Below are 21,901 nucleotides of genomic sequence, written 5' to 3'. Positions count from 1 at the left end.
GTTCCGACCCAGAACCGTGTTCGTCGCGTGCGGTCGGCCACGAGCCGCCCATCGGACGCGACCGCTCGCTGGTCCAGCGCTCGAACGGCGGTGGTCCGGTGCTCGAATCCCGGCGGTCGCGGCCGACGTTTAGCTCCTGTCGCGTGGTCTAGCGCTCGAACGGGACGCGGCGCATCGGTCCCTTTAGGCCGACCGGGTGCTAACGCCGTGCGATGGCAGACGAGACGACGCTCGCCACGCTCGCCGCGATTACCGTCACGGCCAGCTTCCCGTTTTACCTCTACGGCGCGTGGATAATGATCGACGCCGAGACGGTGTCGTGGGACGTGCTCGTCTACCACCTCAAAATCATCTTCCCCGGGCTCGTGTTGAACACGGTCCCGGTCGTCACGTGGATGCTCCCCCGGCTCTTTCAGCAGCTCAACGGGCTCAGCGCCCTCCACGCGATCCTCGGCCTGCAGGCGTACGCGATGCTCATCTTCGCGCTCACGGGAATCGTCCGCATCTTCCAGGCCAAGTGGGAGGCCGACCTCTACCGCGACCCGGACCAGGACGTGTCGCTCGACGACCTCCACGAGAACATGGGCGCGTGGCGCGGCCGCCTCCGCGTCGGCGTCTTCGGCTACGTCATCTTCTGGGTGTTCGCGTGGCTGCTCGGTATCTACCGCTACCTGAGCGGTTACGTGTTCGTCTGAGCGCTCACCACGCCTCGCCGCTGGCGAGGTCGACCTCGTGGTCGAGCTTCGACGAGGGGCAGACGTCTTCGAGCACGCAGGCGTCGCAGTCGGGGTTGCGCGCGTCGCAGACGGCCCGCCCGTGACTGATGAACAGGTGGGTGAACTGCTGCCAGTCGCGCTCGGGGACGACCGGCATCAGGTCCTCTTCGATTCGCTCGGGGTACTCCTCTTCTGTCAGCCCGAGGCGGCGCGAGAGCCGCTGGACGTGGGTGTCGACGACGATTCCCTCCACGATGTCGTGGCCGTGCTGGAGGACGACGTTCGCGGTCTTCCGGCCGACGCCGGCGAGGTCGGTCAGCGCCGACATGGTGTCCGGAACCTCGCCGTCGTGCTTCTCGATGATGTCCGCGCACGCGGAGCGGATGTACTTCGCCTTGTTGTTGTAGTAGGTGATGGAGCTGATGTCGTCGGCTAACTCCTCTTGGTCGGCGGCGGCGTAGTCCGCGGCGCCGTCGTACTTCTCGAACAGCTCCGCGGTGACCTTGTTGACGCGCTCGTCGGTACACTGCGCCGAGAGCATGACGGCGATGAGCAGTTCGAGGCGGTTCGAGTAGGAAAGCGAGATGGTGGTGTCGGGGTACTCCTCGTACAGTCGGTCGAGGACCTCCTCGGCTTGCGCCTCGCGGCTTTCGAGTGGCGTGCCCATACCTGTGGGTGCGACCCGGTCGGTTTCAGTCGTTCGGGTTGGGGCGAGGGGTGCGGATTCCTGACCGTGCGGATTCCTGACCGTCCGGATTCTCGCGGTTTAAGAGCCAGCGTTCGGTGTTATCGACGCGTCAGTCGTCTAGACGGACGGAGTGAGCACGATGACACCAACCACCGACTCCCGACGGGACGGCAGTCCGCCGACCGAGACGCGACCCGAACGAATCGCCGAGACGCCGGGCGCACACGACCGCCGGCGCGACCGGTTCGTCGCCGGCGCGATGCTGTTCGCGTTCGGCCTGCTCGCGTTCATGGGAATCATCACCGCCGAGGCGTTCTACCCCGGCTACAACGCGGGCGTACAGGAGATAAGCGACCTCGGCGCGACCAGGCCGCCAAACAGCATCATCCTTCAGCCGTCGGCGACGATTTTCAACGCGACGATGGTGCTTTCGGGGCTGTTGGTCCTCGGCGCGAGCTACTTCGCGCACCGGGGGCTCCGCGACCGCGTCGTCACCGCCGCCGTCACGATGCTCGGCGTGGGCATCCTCGGCGTGGGCGTCTTTGACGGGAGCGAAGCCCCGATGCACGGGCTGTTCGCCCTCCTGACGTTCTTCGCCGGCGGCCTCTCCGCGGTCGTCGCCGCGCGGGTCATCGAGACCCCGTTCCGGTATCTCTCGGTCGCGGTGGGCGGGTTCGTCCTCGCCCTCCTGGCGAGCATCTTCGCGTTCGGCCTCCTCGGCCTCCCGCACCCGCTTTCGTTCCTCGGCGCGGGTGGTATCGAGCGCTACGTCGCCTACCCGGTGCTCCTGTGGTTCATCGGGTTCGGCGGCTACCTGATGGGGTCCGCGTCGGAGACGGCCCTCCCCGACCCAACCGATTCGGCCGCGTGAATACCGACGATTTATCATTCACGACCGCGACCGACCGAGTATGTCCGCGCTCGAACTCCCCGGCCGGCGCGAATCGTGGTTGACCGCGGCCGCGACGCTCGGCGGGTACGGTCTCATCCTCGCCGCGATGTTCCTCGCGCTGTTCGTCCTGCCGTACTTCGCGTTCGCCGCGTAGCCACTCGGCGGTCGGCGTCGCGCGAAAAGCGAAGTAGAATCGAAACCGAAACGAAACGCGACTCGCGTCGGTTACGCGAACGCGCGGGAGACTTCCGTCTCGTCCGAGGCTTCCTGCTGAATCTTCTCCCAGGCGTCGAGGAAGTCCTGCATGTATATCTCCGTGCGGTCGTCGCGGATGGCGAACATCCCCGCTTCCGTACAGACGGCCTTGATGTCGGCACCGGAGGCGTTGTCGGCCATCTCGGCGAGTTCGACGAAGTCCACGTCGTCGGAGACGTTCATCTTCCGGGTGTGAATCTGGAAGATTATCTCGCGGCCGTCCTCGTTCGGCTTGGGCACCTCGATGAGGCGGTCGAACCGCCCCGGCCGGAGAATCGCGGGGTCGAGCATGTCGAAGCGGTTGGTCGCCGCGATGATGCGGATGTTACCGCGCTCGTCGAAGCCGTCCATCTCGGCGAGCAGCTGCATCATCGTGCGCTGGACCTCGGCGTCGCCGGAGGTCTTCGAGTCCGTGCGCTTCGAGGCGATGGCGTCTATCTCGTCGATGAAGATGACGGCGGGCTCGTTCTCGCGGGCGACCTCGAACAGGTCGCGGACGAGCTTCGCGCCCTCGCCGATGAACTTGTGCACCAGCTCGGAGCCGGCCATCTTGATGAACGAGGCGTTCGTCTGGTTGGCGACGGCCTTCGCGAGCATCGTCTTGCCGGTCCCCGGCGGGCCGTACAGGAGCACGCCGGACGGCGGGTCGATGCCGACCTTCTCGAACATCTCGGGGCGGTCGAGCGGCATCTCGACCGTCTCGCGGACCTCCTGCATCTGCTCTTCGAGTCCGCCGATGTCCTCGTAGGTCACGTCGGGGCTGTGTTCGACCTGCATCACGCGAGCCCGGACGTCCGTCTCCTTGTCGAGTCGCTTGACGATAGAGAGGGAGTTGTTCACGGCGACGCGCGCGTCGGGTTCGAGCTCCTCGCGCATCTCGTCTGTCACTTCGGTGAGGGCCTCTTGGTTGTTACCGTGCTGCTTGATGATGACCCCCTCGTCGGTGATTTCCTGAACCGTCGCAACGAAGAGCGGCGACTGCTTGAGCTTCTTGTTCTCGTGGGTAAGCCGCTCGAGCTTCTGTTGATACTTGTTGTTCTCGGCGTTCGTGTCGAGGAGCTTGTCGCGCATCTCCTCGTTCTGCGTTTCGAGAACTTCGAGCCGCTCTTGAAGGGCGGTGATCTTCTCCTGCTGCGACGCCGAGTCCTTATCGTAGGGGAGGTCGACGTCGTCCACAGTATCGGTCATCATCCGGCATAGGGTGCAGGTTCATAAGAGGCTTCGGGTGTGTGAGGGATTCGCCGCCTAGGGCCCGTCTGCCGCCCGGATGACGAGTCTGACGCGCGTCACATAAATTCCTCATAGTAATAAATCTGGATAGCAAATATTATCTAATAGCATTGCATGGTACCTCGTACGATGAGCACCACGGAAGCAGTCGAACGCGAGTCCGAGCCCCAGTCAGACGACCGGTGGGAATCGGTTCGGGACATGCCCCCGAGCGCGAAGTTGGTCGCGAAGATTCTCGACTACGAGGACACGCTCACCCAGAGCCAAATCGCCGAAGAATCGCTTCTCCCCCCGCGTACCGTCCGCTACGCGCTCTCCCGGCTGGAAGACGAGGGCGCGGTCGACTCCCGATTTTCGTTCTCCGACGCGCGCAAGCGCCTCTACACGCTCAACATTTAAATCCGAACGCGCGGCCACGTCGCCGCATGTCTTCGCCCGCTCCCGACGACGTCGGCCGCGCGCTCGCCGCGCTCGCCGACGCCGACGCTGACGCCGACGCTGACGCCGGTATCCCCGACTACGAGTCGCGCCCGCCCGCCGAAGTCGTCGCCGAGGCGCGAAACGCCTTCGAGTCGCTCCGTTCTGCCGCCCAGTTTCTCTCCGACGGAGGCGAACTAACGCTCCGCCGAGCGGTCGGCGAGGCCGCCCGGCGCGGACACCACGAGTGCGCGCGCACCGGTCGGGCGCTCCTCGCGGACCTCGACCGCCTGCGCGGCGCGCTCGTCGACGCGGGCGCGACCGAGGTGTCGAATCGGCGCTCCCGAACCGCACAGCGACGACCGCGGGACGCCGACCACTTCCGCTCCGGTCGCACAACCGTTTTCAGCGGCGGTGGCGAACCGGTTGATAGATGACACGGGTGATACACACCGGCGACACCCACATCGGGTATCAGCAGTACCACTCGCCGGAGCGCCGACAGGACTTCCTCGACGCCTTCGAGCGGGTCGTCGCGGACGCGCTCGACGGAGACGTGGACGCCGTCGTCCACGCCGGCGACCTCTACCACGACCGCCGTCCCGAACTCCCCGACCTCCTCGGGACGCTCGCCGCGCTCCGCCGCCTCGACGACGCCGGGATTCCCTTCCTCGCCATCGTCGGCAACCACGAGTCGACCCGCGGGGGCCAGTGGCTCGACCTCTTCGAGCGCCTCGGACTGGCGACGAGACTCGGACGCGACCCCCACGTCGTCGGCGACGTGGCGTTCTACGGGCTCGACCACGTCCCGCGCTCGCGCCGAGACGAACTCGACTACCAGTTCGAACCGCACGACGCCGAGCGCGCGGTGCTCGTCGCCCACGGTCTGTTCACGCCCTTCGCGCACGCCGACTGGGAGACCGAAACCGTCCTCGCCGAGTCGAACGTCGACTTCGACGCGGTCCTCCTCGGCGATAACCACGTCCCCGACACCGCCGAACTCGACGGGACGTGGGTGACCTACTGCGGGTCGACCGAGCGCGCGAGCGCGAGCGAGCGCGACCCGCGCGGGTACAACCTCGTTCAGTTCGGGCCCGACGAGGTCGACATCCGTCGGCGCACCCTCGAAACGCGCCCGTTCGCCTTCGTCGAGGTCGACCTCGCCGGCGACGAGGGCATCGAGCGCGTCCGCCAGCGGGTCCGCGAGTTCGACCTCGAAGACGCGGTCGTCATCGTCGAACTGCGAGGCGAGGGCGACGCCGTCACGCCCGCGGCGGTCGAGTCGTTCGCCGTCGAGGAGGGCGCGCTCGTCGCCCGCGTCAACGACAAGCGCGATATCGACGACGGCGCGGAACTGGCGACCGACGTGAGCTTCGCCGACCCCGACGACGCGGTGCGCGAGCGGGTCCGCGGGATGGGCCTGTCGAGCGCCGCCCTCGACGTGGACGAGACGGTCCGGGCGAGCAAGGTCGCCGACTCGAACGTCCGCGACGAGGTCCGCGAGCGCGTCGAATCGCTGCTCTCCGACGACCCGGGAGCCTTCGTCGCCGCCGAGAGCGAGGATGACATCGAGAGCGACGACGGCGTCGAGGCCGAGGATTCGGAGGCCATCGAGGGCACGGCGGACGCTGAGGACGCGGAAGCCGCCGAAGACGCGGCCGAGTCCGACACAGGGACGACGACCGAGACCACCGCTGAAACGACGACCGAATCCGACTCGGAGGCCGCCGCGGAACCGGCGGCGAGCCAAGACAGTTCGCTGGGTGATTTCGCGTGAGGTTCACCCGAATCGCCATCCGGAACTTCAAACCCTACGAGGACGCCGAACTCGACCTCAGAGACGGCGTTACGGTCATCCACGGCGTCAACGGCAGCGGCAAGTCGTCGCTCCTCGAAGCGTGTTTCTTCGCGCTCTACGGCTCGAAGGCGCTCGCGGGGACGCTCGAAGACGTGGTGACGACGGGCGCCGACGACGCCGAAATCGCGCTCGAATTCGTCCACGACGGCGGCGAGTACCGCATCGAGCGTCGGATTCGCGTCTCCGGCGACCGCGCGACCACCGCCAAATGCGTCCTCGAAGGCCCCGAGGGAACCGTCGAGGGCGCGCGAGACGTTCGCCGGCACGTCGCGTCGCTCTTGCGCATGGACGCCGAGGCGTTCGTGAACTGCGCGTACGTCCAGCAGGGCGAGGTCAACAAGCTCATCAACGCGACGCCGAGCCAGCGCCAGGACATGATAGACGACCTCCTGCAGCTCGGAAAGCTCGAAACGTACCGCGAGCGCGCCGGCAACGCTCGGCTCGGGGTCGAAGACGTGCTGACGAGAAAGCGGAGCGTCCTCGAAGACGTCGAGTCGCAAATCGAGACGAAAGAGGAGGCGGACCTCCACGCGACGCTCAACGCGCTCGAATCCGAACTCGACTCCCTCGACGAGGAGATTTCGAACTACGAGGGCCAGCGCGACAAGGCGAAGGCGGCGCTCGACGCCGCCGAGGCGACGCTCGACGAGCACGCCGAAAAGCGGGAGCGACTCGACGAGGTCGAGGCGGCAATCGAGGACCTGACCGCGAAAATCTCCACGGACGAGACGAAGCGCGACGACCTCTCGGAGCGCGTCCGCGAACTCGACGCCGCCGCCGACGACCTCGAATCCGACATCGACGACGCCCTCGACCGGGCCGACCTCGACGACGCGAGCGACGAGGCGATTGCCGGCGCGCGGGAGGCGCTTTCGGAGCGCGAATCCGGGCTGCGCGACGACCTCTCCGAGGCGCGGACGCGGGCGCAGGCGTTCGAGACGCAGGCCGAGCGGCTCGCCGAGCGCGCCGCCGACCTCGAATCGCGCGCCGAGGAGAAACGCGAGGCCGCCGAGGCCGACGCGGAGACCGCCGCCGAGGCCGAGCGGGAGCTCGAATCGTTCCGCGAGACGCGCGCGGAGCTTCGGTCGTCGCTCGACGACGCCGAAGCGCGGTTCGAGGACGCCCCCGTCGAACTCGGCGAGGCCGCCGACCTCCTCGAAAAACGGCGTGAGGCGCGGTCCGACGCCCGCGAGTCGCTCGCGGAGACGGAGACCGAACTGAAGAACGCGCGCGAGCGTCTCGCCGAGGCCGAGCGCCTCCGCGACGCGGGCAAGTGCCCCGAGTGCGGGCAGCCGGTCGAGGGCTCGCCCCACGTCGACGCCATCAGCGAGCGCGAGGCCGCCGTCGAATCGCTGGAAGCCGACCTCGACTCGCTCGAATCGGACGTCGAGTCGCGCTCGGCGGCCGTCGAGGCGGCCGAGGCACTGGTCGAAATCGAGAACCGCGCGGGCTCTCAGCGCGACAAACTCGACCTCGCCGAAGAACGCATCGCCGACCGCGAGGAGACCGTCGAGAGCCGCCGGGAGGCCGCCGCGGAGAAGCGCGAGGCCGCCGCGGAACTCGAAGCCGAGGCCGAGGAGAAACGCGAGGCCGCGACGACGCAGGCCGAGCGGGCCGAGGAGGTCGCGGAGACGGTCGAGTCGCTCGAAGCGGACCTCGAAGCACTCGACGAGCGGCGCGACCGACTCGACCGCGTCGAGTCGCTGGTCGACGCGCGAGCCGAGAAAATCGACGCGCGGGACCGGCTCCGCGAGAAGCGCGAGACGCTCGCAGACGTGAACCGCGAGCGCCGCGAACACCTCCGAGAGCGTCGCGAGCGCCGCGACGAACTCCGCGAGACGGTCGACGAGGAGGCGGTCGAGGGGGCGAGACAGCGCAGGGAGAACGCCGCGGAGTACCTCGAACGGGTCGAAGACGAAGTGCTTCCCGAACTGCGAGACAAGCGCGACGAACTCCAGAGCCGCGTCGGCGGCGTCGAGGCCGAACTCGAACAGTTGGACGGCCTCCGGGAGCGCCGCGAACACCTCGCCGAGCGCGTCGACGCCCTCGAATCGGTCCACGAGGAGGTGTCGACGCTCGAATCGACCTACGGCGACCTCCGGGCGGAGCTTCGCCAGCGCAACGTCGAGGTCCTCGAACGGATGCTCAACGAGACGTTCGACCTCGTCTACGCCAACGACGCCTACTCGCGAATCCGGCTCGACGGCGAGTACGGGCTGACGGTGTTCCAGAAGGACGGCACCGCGCTCGAACCCGAACAGCTCTCTGGCGGCGAGCGCGCCCTGTTCAACCTCAGCCTCCGGTGTGCCATCTACCGGCTCCTCGCCGAGGGTATCGACGGCGCGGCACCGCTCCCGCCGCTCATCCTCGACGAGCCGACGGTCTTCCTCGACGACGGCCACGTCTCGCGGCTGGTCGACCTCGTCGAGGACATGCAGAACCGCGGCGTCAAGCAGATTCTCATCGTCAGCCACGACGACGAGCTGGTCGGTGCGGCCGACGACCTCGTCCGCGTGGAGAAGAACCCGACGACGAACCGCTCGACGGTCGAGCGAACCGACGCGCCGACCGTCGAGAGCGCGCTCGCGGACGACTGAGAGCGGGTCGGTTCCGCCGCGGACGACCCGAGAGCGACCCTATTCGCTCGCCCGCAGCAGTTCGACCCCTTCTTTCGCGGTCTCAGTCGCCTCGTAGCCGCGCTCCCCGTAGACCGTGGTCTCGGCGACGAGGCCGGCGACCCGGAACTCGGTCAGGAGGCCGTGGAGGTCGCTCTCGCAGAGGTCGTAGGCCCCGAGGAGGTCGACCGCGGGGAGCGGCCCGCGGTCGACGAGGTCGACGAGCAAGCCCAGTCCGCGCTCGGTCGGGACCGCGACGAGTATCTCCCGGACCGGCTCGGGAACGGCTCGTGCGGCGGTTTCGAGCGGAGACTCGCCGCTCACGGCTTCGAGTTCGTCGTTCGGCAGGTGTCGCTCCTCGCCGGTCTCCGGGTCGCGGACGCGGCTGGCGTCGCTCGACTGCTTGACGAGGAGGTACGTCCGGCCGTCTGGCCCGCGAACGGTTCGCATATGTCTCGGCGAAGGGCGCGACGACTGTTAGCGGTTGCGCTCGGGAGCGTCTTCGTCGGTGTCGCTTACATCACCGTCGTCCGCATCGTTCGCATCGTTCTCGTCGTCCCGCCACTCCCCTCGCTTGAACTCTCGGTAGACGGAGTAGACGCGGGCGAGCACGACCACACCGAACAGAAACAGGCCTGCGCCGAGGAGCGTGTCGCCGCGGAAGTAGGCGAGCATCGGGCCGACCGTGACTCCCGCGAGGCCGACGTTCGCGAGGACGACGCTCGCCCAGAACAGGCGGGCTACCTCGGGGTTCACGTCGGGGGAGAACTCCGGCGCGTCGTCGCCGTCGCTCTCGCCGTCCGAATCCTCGTCGGCGTCCTCGCCGGGGATGCGAACGCGGGGAATCGTCGGGAGCTCCTTTTCGGGGTTCCCCCAGCGGGCTTCCGGGTCTCCCCAGCGGGCCTCGGGGTCGCCCCATCGCGTTTCGGGGTCGATTTTCGAGGCCATGTCCGCCGACGGACGCTCCGCGTCGTCGCCTTCGTCTTCCGCGTCAGCGGCGGGCGTTCCCTCGCGTCGCTCGTCGTCCGTCACGCTCGCGTCGAGACGCCGTGCCGAGAAAAAGTGTCCGTTTCGGCCGAGTCAGGCGCAGTCGTCGAGGCGCATCGACCGCGATGCCTCGACCCACGCGAGTGGGTTCTCCGCGTCGTAGAACACCACGCCACCGTCGATATCGTAGGATTCGACCGTCTCGGCTCCCGTCGGACCAGCCGGTCCGTCGCCGTCGATCGTGCCATCCCACCGCTCCGGAGTTGCGTGGTCGGTCATATCGTGTGACAAGGAATGTCACACATGGATATATGTCTTTCCGTGGTTCGGGGTGCAGTTCGCGGAAACGCCGGGGTTTTTAGCCGCGCCATCGAAGCGACTGGCATGACGCAGACGGGTCTGACCGACTTCGGGGGGAACGACGCCGACGGCGCGGGCGACGCGCGGCCTGACGAGGAGGCCGCCATCGTCGCCGGCGACGCCGGCCAGCACGTCTCCGACGTCATCGACACGGACGAGGTGCGGTTTCCCGACCCGGACGGGACGGTCGAACTGGCCGTCACGCAGGTCGACTACACCATCGAGGGCGCGGGGCGCGACGAGTACCCGGTGATTCACATCTTCGGTCGGACGGCGGACGACGAGACCGAACACGTCCGCGTGCTCGGGTTCCGGCCGTACTTCTACGCGCCCACGGACAGCCTCGACGACGACGCGCTCGACAAGGACGTCATCACCGGCACCGAGGACGGCTACGAGAGCATCCGCGGCGAGGAGCTAACGAAGATTTACGGCCGCACCCCCCGCGACGTCGGCCAGATTCGCGACGAGTTCGACCACTACGAGGCGGACATCCTCTTTCCGAACCGCCTGCTCATCGACAAGGACATCAAAAGCGGCGTCCGCGTCCCCGAGCGCCGCCTCGACGACGGGTCGATTCAGGTTCCCCACCAGGAGGTCGCGCCCGCGGCGGTCGACGCGAGCCTTCGGGTGAACACCTTCGACATCGAGGTCAACGACCGGAACGGCTTCCCCGAGGAGGGCGAAGAGCCGATTATCTGTCTCACCAGCCACGACTCCTACCGCGACGAGTACGTCGTCTGGCACGCCGTCGCCGACGAGGGTCTCGGCAAGCGCCCCGAGTCGCTGCCGAACTACGAGTTCCTCGGGGAGGACGCGGACGTGGAGGTCAGGACGTTCGACGAGGAGGCGGCGATGCTCGACGCCTTCCTCTCGTACATCGAGGAGACCGACCCCGACATCCTCACCGGGTGGAACTTCGAGGACTTCGACGCGCCGTACTTCCTCGACCGGTTGGAGGAGGTCGACAGGACGACCGACCTGAACCTCGACTACAACCGCATGTCGCGGCTCGGCGAGGTCTGGCGCGGCGGCTGGGGCGGCCCGGACATCAAAGGGCGCGTCGTCTTCGACCTGCTGTACGCCTACAAGCGCACCCAGTTCACCGAACTCGAATCCTACCGCCTCGACGCGGTGGGCGAACTCGAACTCGACGCGGGCAAGGAGCGCTACTCGGGCGACATCGGCGACCTCTGGGAGGAAGACCCCGAGCGCCTGCTCGAATACAACCTCCGCGACGTGGAGCTGTGCGTCGAAATCGACCGGAAACAGGACATAATCGCCTTCTGGGACGAGGTGCGGACGTTCGTCGGCTGTAAGCTCGAAGACGCGCCGACGCCCGGCGACACCGTCGACATCTACGTGCTCCACAAGGTCCACGGCGAGTTCGCGCTCCCCTCGAAGGGCAAACAGGAGTCGGAGGACTACGAGGGCGGTGCCGTCTTCGACCCCATCACCGGCGTCAAGGAGAACGTCACGGTGCTCGACCTGAAGTCGCTGTACCCGATGTGCATGGTGACCATCAACGCGTCGCCGGAGACGAAAGTCGACCCCGAGCGCTACGACGGGGAGATGTTCCGCGCGCCCAACGGGACGCACTTCCAGCAGGAACCCGACGGCATGATTCGGGAGATGGTCGACGAACTCCTCACCGAGCGCGAGGAAAAGAAGTCACTTCGGAACTCCCACGACCCCGGCTCGTCGGAGTACGAGCAGTTCGACCGCCAGCAGGCCGCGGTGAAGGTCATCATGAACTCCCTGTACGGCGTGCTGGGCTGGGACCGCTTCCGCCTCTACGACAAGGAGATGGGCGCGGCGGTGACGGCGACCGGGCGGAAGGTCATCGAGTTCACGGAACAGGCCGCGAACCAAATCGGCTACGACGTGGCCTACGGCGACACTGACAGCGTCATGCTCGAACTCGGCCCCGACGTGTCGAAACAAGAAGCCATCGAGCAGTCGTTCGACATCGAGGAGCACATCAACGCCGCCTACGACGACTTCGCGCGCGACGAGTTGGGCGCGGACGAACACCGCTTCCAAATCGAGTTCGAGAAGCTCTACCGGCGGTTCTTCCAGGCGGGGAAGAAAAAGCGCTACGCGGGTCACATCGTCTGGAAGGAGGGCAAGGACGTCGACGACATCGACATCACGGGGTTCGAGTACAAGCGCTCGGACATCGCGCAGATAACGAAGGAAGTCCAGAAGAACGTCATCGACATGATCGTCCACGGCGAGGAGACGGAAGTCATCAAAGACTACCTCCACGACATCATCACCGACTTCGAGTCGGGGAACCTGCCGCTCGAACAGGCCGGCATCCCCGGCGGCATCGGCAAGCGCCTCTCGGCGTACGAGACGCCGACCGCGCACGTCCGCGGGGCGCAGTACGCCAACGCCTTCCTCGGGACGAACTTCGGGCGGGGCTCGAAGCCGAAGCGGGTCTACCTCAGGAAGGTCCACCCGTCGTGGTTCCGCGAGATGGAGACCGGCGAGTTCGACCCGCAGGTCGACGACCTCTACCGCGAGTTCAAGCGCGACCCCGACGTCATCTGCTTCGAGTACGCCGACCAGATTCCAGAGGCGTTCGAGGTCGACTGGGACACGATGCTCACCAAGACGCTCGAAGGGCCCATCTCCCGCGTCATCGAAGCGCTCGGGATGTCGTGGGACGAGGTGAAAAGCGGTCAGGAACAGACCGGCCTCGGGAGCTTCATGTGACCGGTCGTATCACCAGGTGATGAAACCAAATTCAGTTACGTAGATGGCGATACCGTAACGTCGTTCGGCTGTCCGAAACCCGGACGAGTGTTCCGAACTGCCGTGATTCTTTGCGGTTTTGAAAACAAATTTTCTTTCTACAAAAGGTGGCGGGGGTGAATGCGCAAGCATTATGGGCGATACTCCCCACCCTTCGAGTACGAGGCAACGAACCAACGATGGCAACTCTCGAGATCAAGAACCTCCACGCACGTGTCGCGGAGGAAGACGGTGAGCAGATTCTGCGAGGTGTCGACCTGGAAGTCAAATCCGGAGAGATCCACGCACTGATGGGTCCCAACGGGTCCGGCAAGTCTACGACTTCTAAAATCATCGCCGGGCACCCCGCCTACGAGGTAACCGACGGCGAAATCCTCCTCCACCTGGAGGACGACGACTTCGGCGACCTCGAAATTCCGGACGACGCCCGCACGTGGAACCTTCTGGAACTGGAGCCGAACGAGCGCGCCGCGCTCGGCATCTTCCTCGGCTTCCAGTACCCCGCGGAAATCGAGGGCGTCACCATGACGAACTTCCTCCGCACCGCGCTCAACGCGAAGATCGACGAGCGCGAGGAGCTCCTCTTCGGCGAGGACGACGAGGAAGAAGAAGAGGAAGCCGGCTACGACACCTCCCCGATGGAGGGTAACGTCGACGACGGCGAAGTCGGCGTCGCCGAGTTCCAGAAGCTCCTCAAAGAGAAGATGGAGCTTCTCGACATGGACGAGAAGTTCATGCAGCGCTACCTCAACGCCGGGTTCTCCGGCGGCGAGAAGAAACAAAACGAGGTCCTTCAGGCCGCGATTCTCGAACCGTCGATTGCGGTTCTCGACGAGATCGACTCCGGTCTCGACATCGACCGCCTGCAGGACGTCTCGAAGGGTATCAACGCGCTGCGCGACGAGCAGGGCACCGGTATCCTCCAGATCACTCACTACCAGCGTATCCTCGAATACGTCGAGCCGGACCACGTCCACATCATGCTGGACGGCAAGGTCGTCAAGAGCGGCGACGCCTCGCTCGCGTCCGAACTCGAAGACAAGGGCTACGACTGGGTCCGTGAGGAAGTGTACGAAGCCGCGTAATCCCCCAACATCATGAGTTCCGACCAAGACCACCTCAAAGAGACAGACACGGAAGCTCGCTTCGAGTTCAAGAAGGAGCAGAAGGCCGCGTTCGTGGCCGAGAAGGGTCTCACCGAAGAGACCATCCGCGTCATCTCGGAGGACAAAGACGAGCCCGAATGGATGCTCGAGCGCCGCCTTCGCGCGCTCAAGCAGTACCAGAAGATGCCGATGCCGACCGACTGGCCCGGCCAGCCTGACCTCTCCGAGGTCAACGTGGACGAAATCGTCCCGTACATCCGACCCGACGTGGAAGTCCGCGGCGGCGTCGACGACTGGCGCGACCTGCCGGACGACATCAAGGACACCTTCGACAAACTGGGTATCCCGGAAGCCGAGAAGAACGCCCTCTCTGGCGTCGGCGCCCAGTACGAGTCCGAAGTCGTCTACCAGAACATGCAGGAGCGCTGGGAGGAGAAAGGCGTCGTCTTCATGAACATGGACCAGGCGGTCCAGGAGCACGAAGACATCGTCAAGGAGTACTTCATGACGAAGTGCGTCCCCCCGAGCGACAACAAGTTCGCGGCGCTTCACGGCGCTATCTGGTCCGGCGGCTCGTTCGTCTACGTCCCCGAGGACGTGACGGTCGAGATGCCGGTCCAGGCGTACTTCCGCATGAACTCCGAGGGCATGGGCCAGTTCGAGCACACGCTCATCGTCGCGGAGAAGGGCTCCGAAGTCCACTACATCGAGGGCTGTTCGGCTCCCAAGTACTCCGCGTTCAACCTCCACTCCGGCGGCGTCGAAGTGTTCGTCGGCGAGGACGCCCACGTCCAGTACTCGACCGTCCAGAACTGGTCGAAGAACACCTACAACCTCAACACCAAGCGCGCCATCGTCGAGAAGGGCGGCCGCATGGAGTGGATTTCGGGCTCGATGGGCTCGAAGGCCACCATGCTGTACCCGGCCTCGATTCTGAAGGGCCGCGGCGCCTCCGACAACCACATCACCATCGCCTTCGCGGGCGAGGGCCAGAACATCGACACCGGCGCGAAGGTGTACCACAACGCCCCCGAGACGAAGTCGACCATCGAGTCGAAGTCCATCTCGAAGGACGGCGGCCGCACGAACTACCGCGGTCTCGTCCACATCGCCAACGGCGCGAAGAACTCCTCGACCGCGGTCGAGTGTGACGCGCTCATGTTCGACAACGAGTCCACCTCGGACACGATGCCGTACATGGAGATCAACGAGTCCACGGTGGACGTCGCCCACGAGGCGACCGTCGGCAAGATCGGCGACGAGGACATCTTCTACCTCCAGTCGCGCGGTCTCGACGACGACGACGCGAAGCAGATGATCGTCTCCGGGTTCATCGAACCCATCACGGAGGAACTGCCCATCGAGTACGCGGTCGAACTCAACCGACTCGTCGAACTCGAGATGGAGGGTAGCCTCGGATAACCAATGAGTGCGCAACTTCCCGCAAACCTGTCCGCAGAGACGGTACGAGAGATTTCGGACGCACGGGACGAGCCGGAGTGGCTCCTCGAGACCCGACTCGAGGCCCTCGAAGCACTCGACGAGCTCGAACTGCCGGACGTCATCCAGACGCCCGGTCGCCGCTGGACGAACCTCGAAGCGCTCGACTTCGAGTCGCTCGTCGACCCGCTGAACCAGGCCGACGAGACGACCCGCGAGTCGCCCGAGGGCGTCGTCGTCCTCCCCTTCACGGAGGCGCTCTCCGAGTACGGCGACCTCATCGAGGAGCGCTTCGGCTCCGTCGTCGACCCTCAATCGAACTACCTCACCGCACTTTCGGCGGCGCTGTTCACCACGGGCACGTTCATCTACGTCCCCGAGGGCGTCGACGCCGAGGACGTGAAGATTCGCGCCGAGATGAACTCTCGGTCGCTGTTCAGCCACACGCTCGTCGTCACCGAGAAGTCCTCGTCGGTCACCATCCTCGAAGCCGTCGAGTCCGGCGACAGCGTCGACGACGCGCGGTACTTCTCGAACCTCGTCGAGATCGACGCGGGCGAGAACTCGTACGTCCAGTACGGCTCCCTGCAGAACCTCGACGAGGAGACGTACACGTACTCGCTCAAGCGCGCCGACGCCGACACCTACTCGACCGTCAACTGGATCGAGGGGAACCTCGGCTCGCGGCTCACCCGCAGCGACGTCGAGACCGAACTCAACGGCGAAGCGTCGGAGACGAAAATCGTCGGCGCGTTCTTCGGTCACGACGACCAGCACCTCGACGTCAACGCCCGCGTCTGGCACAAGGCCGAGAACACGACGGCCGACCTCGTGACCCGCGGCGTCCTCGACGACGAGGCGCGCTCGGTGTACGAGGGCGTCCAGGACGTCGGCCGCGACGCGTGGAGTACGAACTCCTACCAGCGCGAGAACACGCTGATGCTCTCGGACCAGTCCGAGGCCGACGCGTCGCCGAAGCTCATCATCAACAACCACGACACCGAGGCGTCTCACGCCGCCTCCGTCGGGCAGGTCGACGCCGAGGACCTCTTCTACATGGTCTCTCGGTCCATCCCCGAAGAACAGGCCCGTAACATGCTCGTGGAGGGCTTCTTCGTCCCCGTCCTCGAAGAGATCGAAGTCGACGAGTTCCGCGACGACCTCGAGGAACTCATCGCGGCCCGCCTGCGGTAGGCAGACCGCTCCGCGGCGCGGCTTCGACGACCGTTTTTCTCGTCCCGCCGACCCGCGAGGGAACCGCTTAAGTCGGTTACTCCCGGAGAGGTGTGTATGTACGTCGTGGGACCGTGTCTTCGAACGTCGAGGGGGACGAGTCCGTGAGCGTCGGGTATCAGGTCACCTCGGACCACCAGCTCGCCCGACTCCTCCAGATCGGTATCGTCCTCGAAGAGGTCGTGGAGGCACGCGCCTACCACCACCACGAGGAACTCGGCGAAGACGCGCTCGACGAGGAGGTTCGAGCCCTTCTTTCGCACGCCGCCGAGGAGTCTGCCGACCACCGCGAACGCCTCGAAGCCGTCATCGACCGGCTGGAGGTCGACAGCGTCCCCTTCGAGGAGATCGAGGCGCTGGTCGAAGCCCAGTACGGCCAGACGAAACCCGAGGACTTCGACGGCGTTCTCTACGACCAACTCTGTAACGAGGAGACCGCCTACAAGTTCTACGACGACGTCATCGAGGCCATCGAGGCGAGCGACGCACAGTTCTCTATCGACCGCGAGGAACTCGTCGCGACGCTGTCGGCGATTCGCGAGGAGGAAGCCGAGGGCGTAGAAGAAGTAACGCGAATCATGGAAGACCGCGAGTGAAACGATGAACACGGCAGACCAATACGTCAAGGCGATTTACCTGCTGCAGGAGATGGAGAACGGCCCGGCAGCCACCGGCGCGCTCGCGGACATGATGGAGGTGAGTCCGGCGAGCGCGAACGAGATGATCGGCAAACTCGAATCCCGCGGCCTCGCCGAACACGAGAAGTACAAGGGCGTCACCCTCACCGACGAGGGTATCGTCCGCGCTCGCGACGCGCTCCAGACCTACTGCATCATCGAGCGCTTCCTCTCGAACGTCCTCGACGTCGAGGAGTTCCGCGCGGAGGCCCGCGAACTCGAACCCGTCATCGACGGGATGATCGCGGAGCGACTCGACACCATCATCGACCGCAACTCCGAGTGCCCCGACTGTTTCGACCCTGAGACGGACGCCTGCGAGTATCTCGAGGTGTGCGGCGCGGAACCCGAGACGGAGACGGAAGTCGCCGATTAATCGCCGCCGGCGACCGGCCGGAACCGAAGCGTTTTCATTTACCAGCGGATAACCGACGAGTGCGCAGTCCCGTGGTGGTGAGCAATCTCGAAGAGATTGCGAGGCACAGGGGACGAGTGAACGACGTGACCGAAGTCCCGTGGTGTAGTGGCCAATCATAGCGGCCTTTGGATTGGTTCGGTTCAATGCGTGCCGAGAAGACAGCCGCTGACGGCGGTTCGAATCCGCCCGGGACTACTACCTCAAGCGTTCTAATCCTGACTGGGACCGGTGTTGTCCGGTTCCGGTTCGTTCTACAACCCTACGAGTTCAGGTCTGTAGTGGGTTGCCCGCACAGCCATAGACACACCGCTTTGAGGTGGTGAGTGCCAACTGACAATCTAAAAAAGGTAAACCGAGGCTAGAACTGCAGCCTACTGCTCTTCTTTCTCCGCCTGAACCTTCTCACTGACGAGTGAGTAGGTCTCTTTGGTGAAGCGATATTCACTTGGGTCGGCGTACGGGAGCAGCACGGTCCGGCCTACGGCTTCGTTCACCTTCTGCCTGACTTGGTTGACATCGTACGGATTCTCTACCTCGCTGAGTAGGTCTCGTGTGATACCCTCGCGGTCACACACCTGACTAACTAGCGTGTGAAGAGCACTTGCGTCGCCCCAAGGTGCTGCGTTTCGGGTGTCTCGGGTCGAGTCGTACTCGACATCCAAGATGATGGGGTTTGTCCCCCCTTGAAATTCCAGGGTGAGATAGCCGTCGTCGACGAGGTCGTTCAGCAACCGAGTGTACTTCAGCGAGGTGAGTACACGGTCTTTGTCGTCGATGACATCCTCGACGGCTGTCGATTCCTTCACGTCGTCGTGAAGGTTTGGACGTTCGAACGTTTGAGGTCCGTTGACGTAGGCAACGGTCTTTGCTACTCGCTGTCGTGCCGGGGTGAGTTCATCCCACGGCGTATGGTCGGTGGTGGTGTTTGAGTCTGTGGTAGAGCTCATTGTGCCGCATCCGACCGATAGCGACATGGGTAAACTATTTGCTTAGGCTAATCTAGATATAGATAAGCCCTGATAGCCTACCGTGTCGCAGGGACCCCAAGTCCCTTCGGCCAGATAGGGGTGTTGAAGGGGCTGCACAATCGGTCCGCGCGGTTCCCTGGCAGGTTCCGCGGACCGAACTTACTGCGTTTCTCACATTGATTAGGTCGTGAACTACGACGTTTGATGTAACATGCGTGCGACGACATATAAGTATTACTCCGAGAATATGGGTTTCAAACCTATATTAGAATTCCTGGGATATATGACTGGATCATCTTCTGTGTCAATACTGACCGTCTTTGTGCCACAAGCATCCCGAATCATGGCTCACAAGGAAATGCAGCATAGTTTAGAAACACCTGTTATCAAAAAATCCAGAGATATTTTTCATCTCTGGGAAAGAATTATGTCTGCAGAACTCGACTGAATGAGATAGAAATGGAAACTACTGTGACATTCGAATATGGGCCGATGACTGTAGAGATTCACGCTCTAAACGACGAAGATTACCAAGAAGAGGTCCTTGACCTCATGCAATTCATCGAGAATAATCAAGACCAGTTCAATGAATTCGGCGTGGATCAAGTGTCTCCGGAAATAGAGTCGGATAAAACTGAAAGCACTTCTTTGGAATCCTTTGCTCAGAATGGAGTTGAAGAAGAGAATACAGAACCGGGGCCATTGCACTCAATTGCATCACAACTTCATGTATCTGAGAGTCAACTTGAGAGATTTCTCCACGTAAACCCTGATGACGACGAAATGCCAGTATTGTATTCCGAAGAATTAGGAAAGATTGGAAAAAGACAAACAGACCGACAACGGGTCGCTTCACTAATACTGCTGTATGTGTGGCATGAGTGCTACGAGGCAAACCGTGTAAAGTCGTCAAAGCTCAAGGATGCGCTTGAATTGTCTAGTATCTCTTCTTCAGGAATGGCAAATATGTATCAGGGCGAAGGAGATCGATACTTCAATAGAGCAGGCAGGGGGCCCTCCGCAACAGTCAAATTGACTCCACCTGGAAAGAGACAAGCCAGAAAAATCCTACGTAAGTTCACCCAGAAAGATGGCGGAGAAAATTAAAACAAGGTGAAGAACGAGCGTTTGCTTTCTGTATCTCTTCTCTGATGAAGCGGTTGTTATGAGCTAAGCGTGGAACAGGGGGTGTCGTGTGCTCTTGAACTACTCTTGCCTCGTTTGGTGCTCGTGCTTTCTGGTTTTGAGACAAAGAATCACGACCTCACCATGTCGATAAATTGTCTCATTCTCTTGCTCTATACGGTCCCTCAATTAGATCGTGATTAGGTGCGGATGATCCGGAGATAGATACGTGATGCAGCGGTGTTTATTTGCTGCTCTGAAAAGACAGGTCCGCTAAGAAAAGTACAGCGGAGAAGTATCTGACGAACTTCTAAGACGGTAGTCACCTAATATAGTCCTGATTCAAAAACACGACACGCCGAATCATTTCGTCGCCGAGCGATTTTTAATACCGGACAATGACAGTATACTAACGTGTCTCTGCTGCACCCGGTGTCGACCGCTCGCCACCTCGCGTACTCCCTCCACTACGCGCTCGTTCGGGCGAACTACGAACGACGGTTCGTCGCCACGAAGAAGCACGTCGGGCGCACGAGTTTCAGGAGCTACGAACTGTACAACCGCCACGGCAACGACGTGCTCCTGCAGGCGCTGTTGCTCGGTCTCGACGACGATGACGTCGTGGTCGACGTGGGCGCGAACACGGGAACCTACACGCTCGCAACCGCGGCCAGCGAGTCCTCCGCGCGGGTGGTCGCCGTCGAACCGCATCCCGAAGTCGTCGGCCAGTTGCGGGCGAACGTCGAGGTCAATGACTTCGACGACCGGGTGGACCTTCTCGAGTGCGGCCTCGGCGAGGCCGACGAGTCGCGGGAGTTCCACCTGTCGAGTTACGACGAGTTGGGTTCGTTCTCGCGGGACCACGCGAGCGCGTGGGAAGCGCAGGTCGTCGACACGGCGTCGGTGTCGATGCGGCGGCTCGACTCGCTCGTCGATTCCGGGACGGTTCCGCCGCCGGACCACCTGAAGGTGGACGTAGAGGGGTTCGGCCTGAACGTGCTCCGGGGGGCGGAAACGGTCCTCCGCGAGCACCGGCCGACGGTGTATTTCGAACTGCACGACGCCCGCGGGAGCCACGACGAGGCGGCGGCGAAGGCCCTGCTCAGGGAGGCGGGCTACGAACTGGTCCCGGTCAAGGAAGGTTGGGTGTGCGAGCCGCGGGCGCGGACCGAGGCGGCCCAGTCGGCGTAGTCGCGGGCGGTCAGTCGGGTTCGGTCGGGGTCGAATCGGCTATTCGAGGACGAAGTTCACGCGCTCGTGAGCCGAGCCCTGGGTGGTCCGGCCGGTGACGGAGACCGTGCCGATGTCGCCCGTCGCCGAGACGTGCGTCCCCGCGCAGGCGGTCCGGTCGAAGGGGTCGTCCGGGTCGCCGATTTCGACGATTCGGACCTCTCGAATCGAGTCCGGAAGCAGGTGCAGTCGGGTGCGCTCGGGGTCGAGCGTCGCCTCGGCCTCGTCGCGGTCGAGGCCGTACCACCGAACGGGGAGGTCGGACGCGACGAGGTCGTTCAGGCGCGTCTCGATGGTCCGGAGGTCGTCGCCGTCGAAGCGGTCGTAGGCGCAGTCGAGATGCGCGTGGTCGGCGTACAGCTGGTTACCGGTCGTCTCGGCGTCGAACTCGTCGAGGAGGACCGCAGAGAGGAGATGCTGGGCCGTGTGGTAGCGGCTGTGTGCCCGCCGCCGCGCCGCGTCGACGCGTCCGAAGACGGCCGTTCCCGGCTCGGGGGCGTCGCCCGCGACGACGTGTTCGATTCGGTCGCGTTTCCGCACGTCCGTCACGTCCCACGTCTCGCCGTCGCCGCTCTCGCCGTCTCTCGATAGGGTGCCCGTGTCGTTCGGTTGGCCGCCGCCGGTCGGGTAGAAATAGGTCCGGTCGAGGACGACGCGGTCGCTTCCGCGGACCGTCTCGACGGTCGCCTCGAACTCGTGTGTCGTCGCGTCGTCGAGGTATCGTGCTTCGGTCACGGCGGGGACGACGCGGTCGTTCGAGTTAACTCCCGCCGATGTGGCACCGAGTCACACCGCCGGCCACGAGACCCGGTCTGGTCGCCCGAGAGCCCGGTTCGCGCGACTCAGGGTGGTCGTAACGCCTAAGAGTGGAACGACCCTCATTCCGTGTAATGAGAATACGCACGTGCCAACACCTACGGAGGTTC

The 21,901-nt window shown here is 64.1% G+C and carries 22 protein-coding genes and 1 tRNA gene; 16 read left to right on the top strand and 7 right to left on the bottom strand.

All coding sequences use genetic code 11. The features are described from left to right. The first annotated feature begins 212 nt into the window (after positions 1-212). Entirely contained in the window at positions 213-695 is a 483-nt protein-coding gene (locus DEQ92_RS04545; RefSeq protein ID WP_008092321.1) for a hypothetical protein, read from the top strand. A 4-nt stretch (positions 696-699) separates the two neighbouring features. On the opposite strand, the gene nth is transcribed toward DEQ92_RS04545, so the two are convergent. Further along, positions 700-1,383 carry an endonuclease III gene (gene nth / locus DEQ92_RS04540; RefSeq protein ID WP_050458787.1) on the bottom strand — a complete coding sequence of 228 codons (684 nt, stop codon included), beginning with the start codon at positions 1,381-1,383 and terminating at the stop codon, positions 700-702. A 160-nt stretch (positions 1,384-1,543) separates the two neighbouring features. Here nth and DEQ92_RS04535 point away from each other — a divergent pair, with 160 nt between their 5' ends. Together DEQ92_RS04535 and DEQ92_RS24400 are read left to right on the top strand one after the other, a co-directional pair. Further along, a complete protein-coding gene (locus DEQ92_RS04535; protein WP_115820677.1) occupies positions 1,544-2,275 on the top strand; it encodes a DUF998 domain-containing protein in 732 nt (243 codons plus the stop codon). A gap of 40 nt (positions 2,276-2,315) precedes the next feature. Then, positions 2,316-2,450 carry a hypothetical protein gene (locus tag DEQ92_RS24400; protein WP_004972580.1) on the top strand — a complete coding sequence of 45 codons (135 nt, stop codon included), beginning with the start codon at positions 2,316-2,318 and terminating at the stop codon, positions 2,448-2,450. Positions 2,451-2,521: 71 nt separating this feature from the next. Here DEQ92_RS24400 and DEQ92_RS04530 read toward each other — a convergent pair whose 3' ends face one another. Further along, the gene (locus DEQ92_RS04530; protein WP_004971162.1) at positions 2,522-3,739 is read right to left on the bottom strand and encodes a proteasome-activating nucleotidase; all 1,218 of its coding nucleotides are present in this window, start codon (positions 3,737-3,739) and stop codon (positions 2,522-2,524) included. Between the two features lie 171 nt (positions 3,740-3,910). Here DEQ92_RS04530 and DEQ92_RS04525 point away from each other — a divergent pair, with 171 nt between their 5' ends. Genes DEQ92_RS04525 through rad50 form a run of 4 tightly spaced genes read left to right on the top strand, consistent with a single transcriptional unit; the run spans position 3,911 to position 8,653 of the window. Then, the gene (locus tag DEQ92_RS04525) at positions 3,911-4,180 is read left to right on the top strand and encodes a helix-turn-helix domain-containing protein (RefSeq protein ID WP_004972579.1); all 270 of its coding nucleotides are present in this window, start codon (positions 3,911-3,913) and stop codon (positions 4,178-4,180) included. A 26-nt stretch (positions 4,181-4,206) separates the two neighbouring features. Then, positions 4,207-4,635, top strand: coding sequence for a hypothetical protein (locus DEQ92_RS04520; RefSeq protein WP_115820471.1), 429 nt, complete (start codon positions 4,207-4,209; stop codon positions 4,633-4,635). Then, on the top strand, positions 4,632-5,975 hold the full coding sequence (mre11, locus tag DEQ92_RS04515) for a DNA double-strand break repair protein Mre11 (protein WP_115820470.1): 1,344 nt from the start codon (positions 4,632-4,634) through the stop codon (positions 5,973-5,975). Before DEQ92_RS04520 ends, mre11 begins: the two co-directional genes overlap by 4 nt. Continuing rightward, positions 5,972-8,653: a DNA double-strand break repair ATPase Rad50 gene (gene rad50 / locus DEQ92_RS04510; RefSeq protein WP_115820469.1), complete on the top strand. Its 2,682-nt coding sequence runs from the start codon at positions 5,972-5,974 to the stop codon at positions 8,651-8,653. Before mre11 ends, rad50 begins: the two co-directional genes overlap by 4 nt. Before the next feature lie 39 nt (positions 8,654-8,692). On the opposite strand, the gene DEQ92_RS04505 is transcribed toward rad50, so the two are convergent. From DEQ92_RS04505 to DEQ92_RS04495, 3 genes are read right to left on the bottom strand one after another with little or no spacing between them, the layout of a single operon-like run. Next, positions 8,693-9,121, bottom strand: a complete 429-nt coding sequence (locus DEQ92_RS04505) for a hypothetical protein (protein ID WP_004972574.1) — start codon at positions 9,119-9,121, stop codon at positions 8,693-8,695. Between the two features lie 27 nt (positions 9,122-9,148). Beyond that, positions 9,149-9,703 (bottom strand): hypothetical protein, encoded by a 555-nt coding sequence (locus tag DEQ92_RS04500; protein ID WP_115820468.1) that lies wholly within the window; start codon positions 9,701-9,703, stop codon positions 9,149-9,151. 48 nt (positions 9,704-9,751) lie between these two features. After that, positions 9,752-9,937 (bottom strand): hypothetical protein, encoded by a 186-nt coding sequence (locus DEQ92_RS04495; RefSeq protein WP_004972572.1) that lies wholly within the window; start codon positions 9,935-9,937, stop codon positions 9,752-9,754. Positions 9,938-10,042: 105 nt separating this feature from the next. Between DEQ92_RS04495 and DEQ92_RS04490 the strand changes: the two genes are divergently transcribed. From DEQ92_RS04490 to DEQ92_RS04460, 7 genes are all read left to right on the top strand, one after another. After that, on the top strand, positions 10,043-12,739 hold the full coding sequence (locus DEQ92_RS04490; protein ID WP_115820467.1) for a DNA-directed DNA polymerase: 2,697 nt from the start codon (positions 10,043-10,045) through the stop codon (positions 12,737-12,739). Between the two features lie 218 nt (positions 12,740-12,957). Further along, on the top strand, positions 12,958-13,863 hold the full coding sequence (locus tag DEQ92_RS04485) for an ABC transporter ATP-binding protein (RefSeq protein WP_042663526.1): 906 nt from the start codon (positions 12,958-12,960) through the stop codon (positions 13,861-13,863). Between the two features lie 12 nt (positions 13,864-13,875). Then, positions 13,876-15,306 carry a Fe-S cluster assembly protein SufB gene (gene sufB / locus DEQ92_RS04480; RefSeq protein ID WP_004044077.1) on the top strand — a complete coding sequence of 477 codons (1,431 nt, stop codon included), beginning with the start codon at positions 13,876-13,878 and terminating at the stop codon, positions 15,304-15,306. Positions 15,307-15,309: 3 nt separating this feature from the next. Beyond that, complete coding sequence (gene sufD / locus DEQ92_RS04475; protein WP_004972569.1) at positions 15,310-16,518, top strand: Fe-S cluster assembly protein SufD; 1,209 nt, start codon at positions 15,310-15,312, stop codon at positions 16,516-16,518. A 143-nt stretch (positions 16,519-16,661) separates the two neighbouring features. Next, positions 16,662-17,153 carry a hypothetical protein gene (locus DEQ92_RS04470; RefSeq protein ID WP_004972568.1) on the top strand — a complete coding sequence of 164 codons (492 nt, stop codon included), beginning with the start codon at positions 16,662-16,664 and terminating at the stop codon, positions 17,151-17,153. A gap of 4 nt (positions 17,154-17,157) precedes the next feature. Further along, positions 17,158-17,610 (top strand): metal-dependent transcriptional regulator, encoded by a 453-nt coding sequence (locus DEQ92_RS04465; RefSeq protein WP_004972567.1) that lies wholly within the window; start codon positions 17,158-17,160, stop codon positions 17,608-17,610. Positions 17,611-17,743: 133 nt separating this feature from the next. Next, positions 17,744-17,847, top strand: a tRNA-Gln gene (locus DEQ92_RS04460). A 176-nt stretch (positions 17,848-18,023) separates the two neighbouring features. Here the strand turns inward: DEQ92_RS04460 and DEQ92_RS04455 are convergent. Then, positions 18,024-18,599: a hypothetical protein gene (locus DEQ92_RS04455; protein ID WP_049905006.1), complete on the bottom strand. Its 576-nt coding sequence runs from the start codon at positions 18,597-18,599 to the stop codon at positions 18,024-18,026. A gap of 480 nt (positions 18,600-19,079) precedes the next feature. Between DEQ92_RS04455 and DEQ92_RS04450 the strand changes: the two genes are divergently transcribed. Further along, positions 19,080-19,727: a hypothetical protein gene (locus DEQ92_RS04450; protein ID WP_081605182.1), complete on the top strand. Its 648-nt coding sequence runs from the start codon at positions 19,080-19,082 to the stop codon at positions 19,725-19,727. A 450-nt stretch (positions 19,728-20,177) separates the two neighbouring features. Next, positions 20,178-20,936, top strand: coding sequence for an FkbM family methyltransferase (locus DEQ92_RS04445; protein ID WP_115820676.1), 759 nt, complete (start codon positions 20,178-20,180; stop codon positions 20,934-20,936). A 39-nt stretch (positions 20,937-20,975) separates the two neighbouring features. On the opposite strand, the gene DEQ92_RS04440 is transcribed toward DEQ92_RS04445, so the two are convergent. Beyond that, positions 20,976-21,710, bottom strand: coding sequence for an alanyl-tRNA editing protein (locus tag DEQ92_RS04440; RefSeq protein WP_004972563.1), 735 nt, complete (start codon positions 21,708-21,710; stop codon positions 20,976-20,978). Positions 21,711-21,901: the final 191 nt, after the last annotated feature.

The sequence above is a fragment of the Haloferax sp. Atlit-6N genome, assembly GCF_003383195.1.
GTDB lineage: Archaea > Halobacteriota > Halobacteria > Halobacteriales > Haloferacaceae > Haloferax > Haloferax gibbonsii.
The sequence above is the reverse complement of the archived record's forward strand: the minus strand, read 5'-3'. Positions and strand labels throughout refer to the sequence as shown.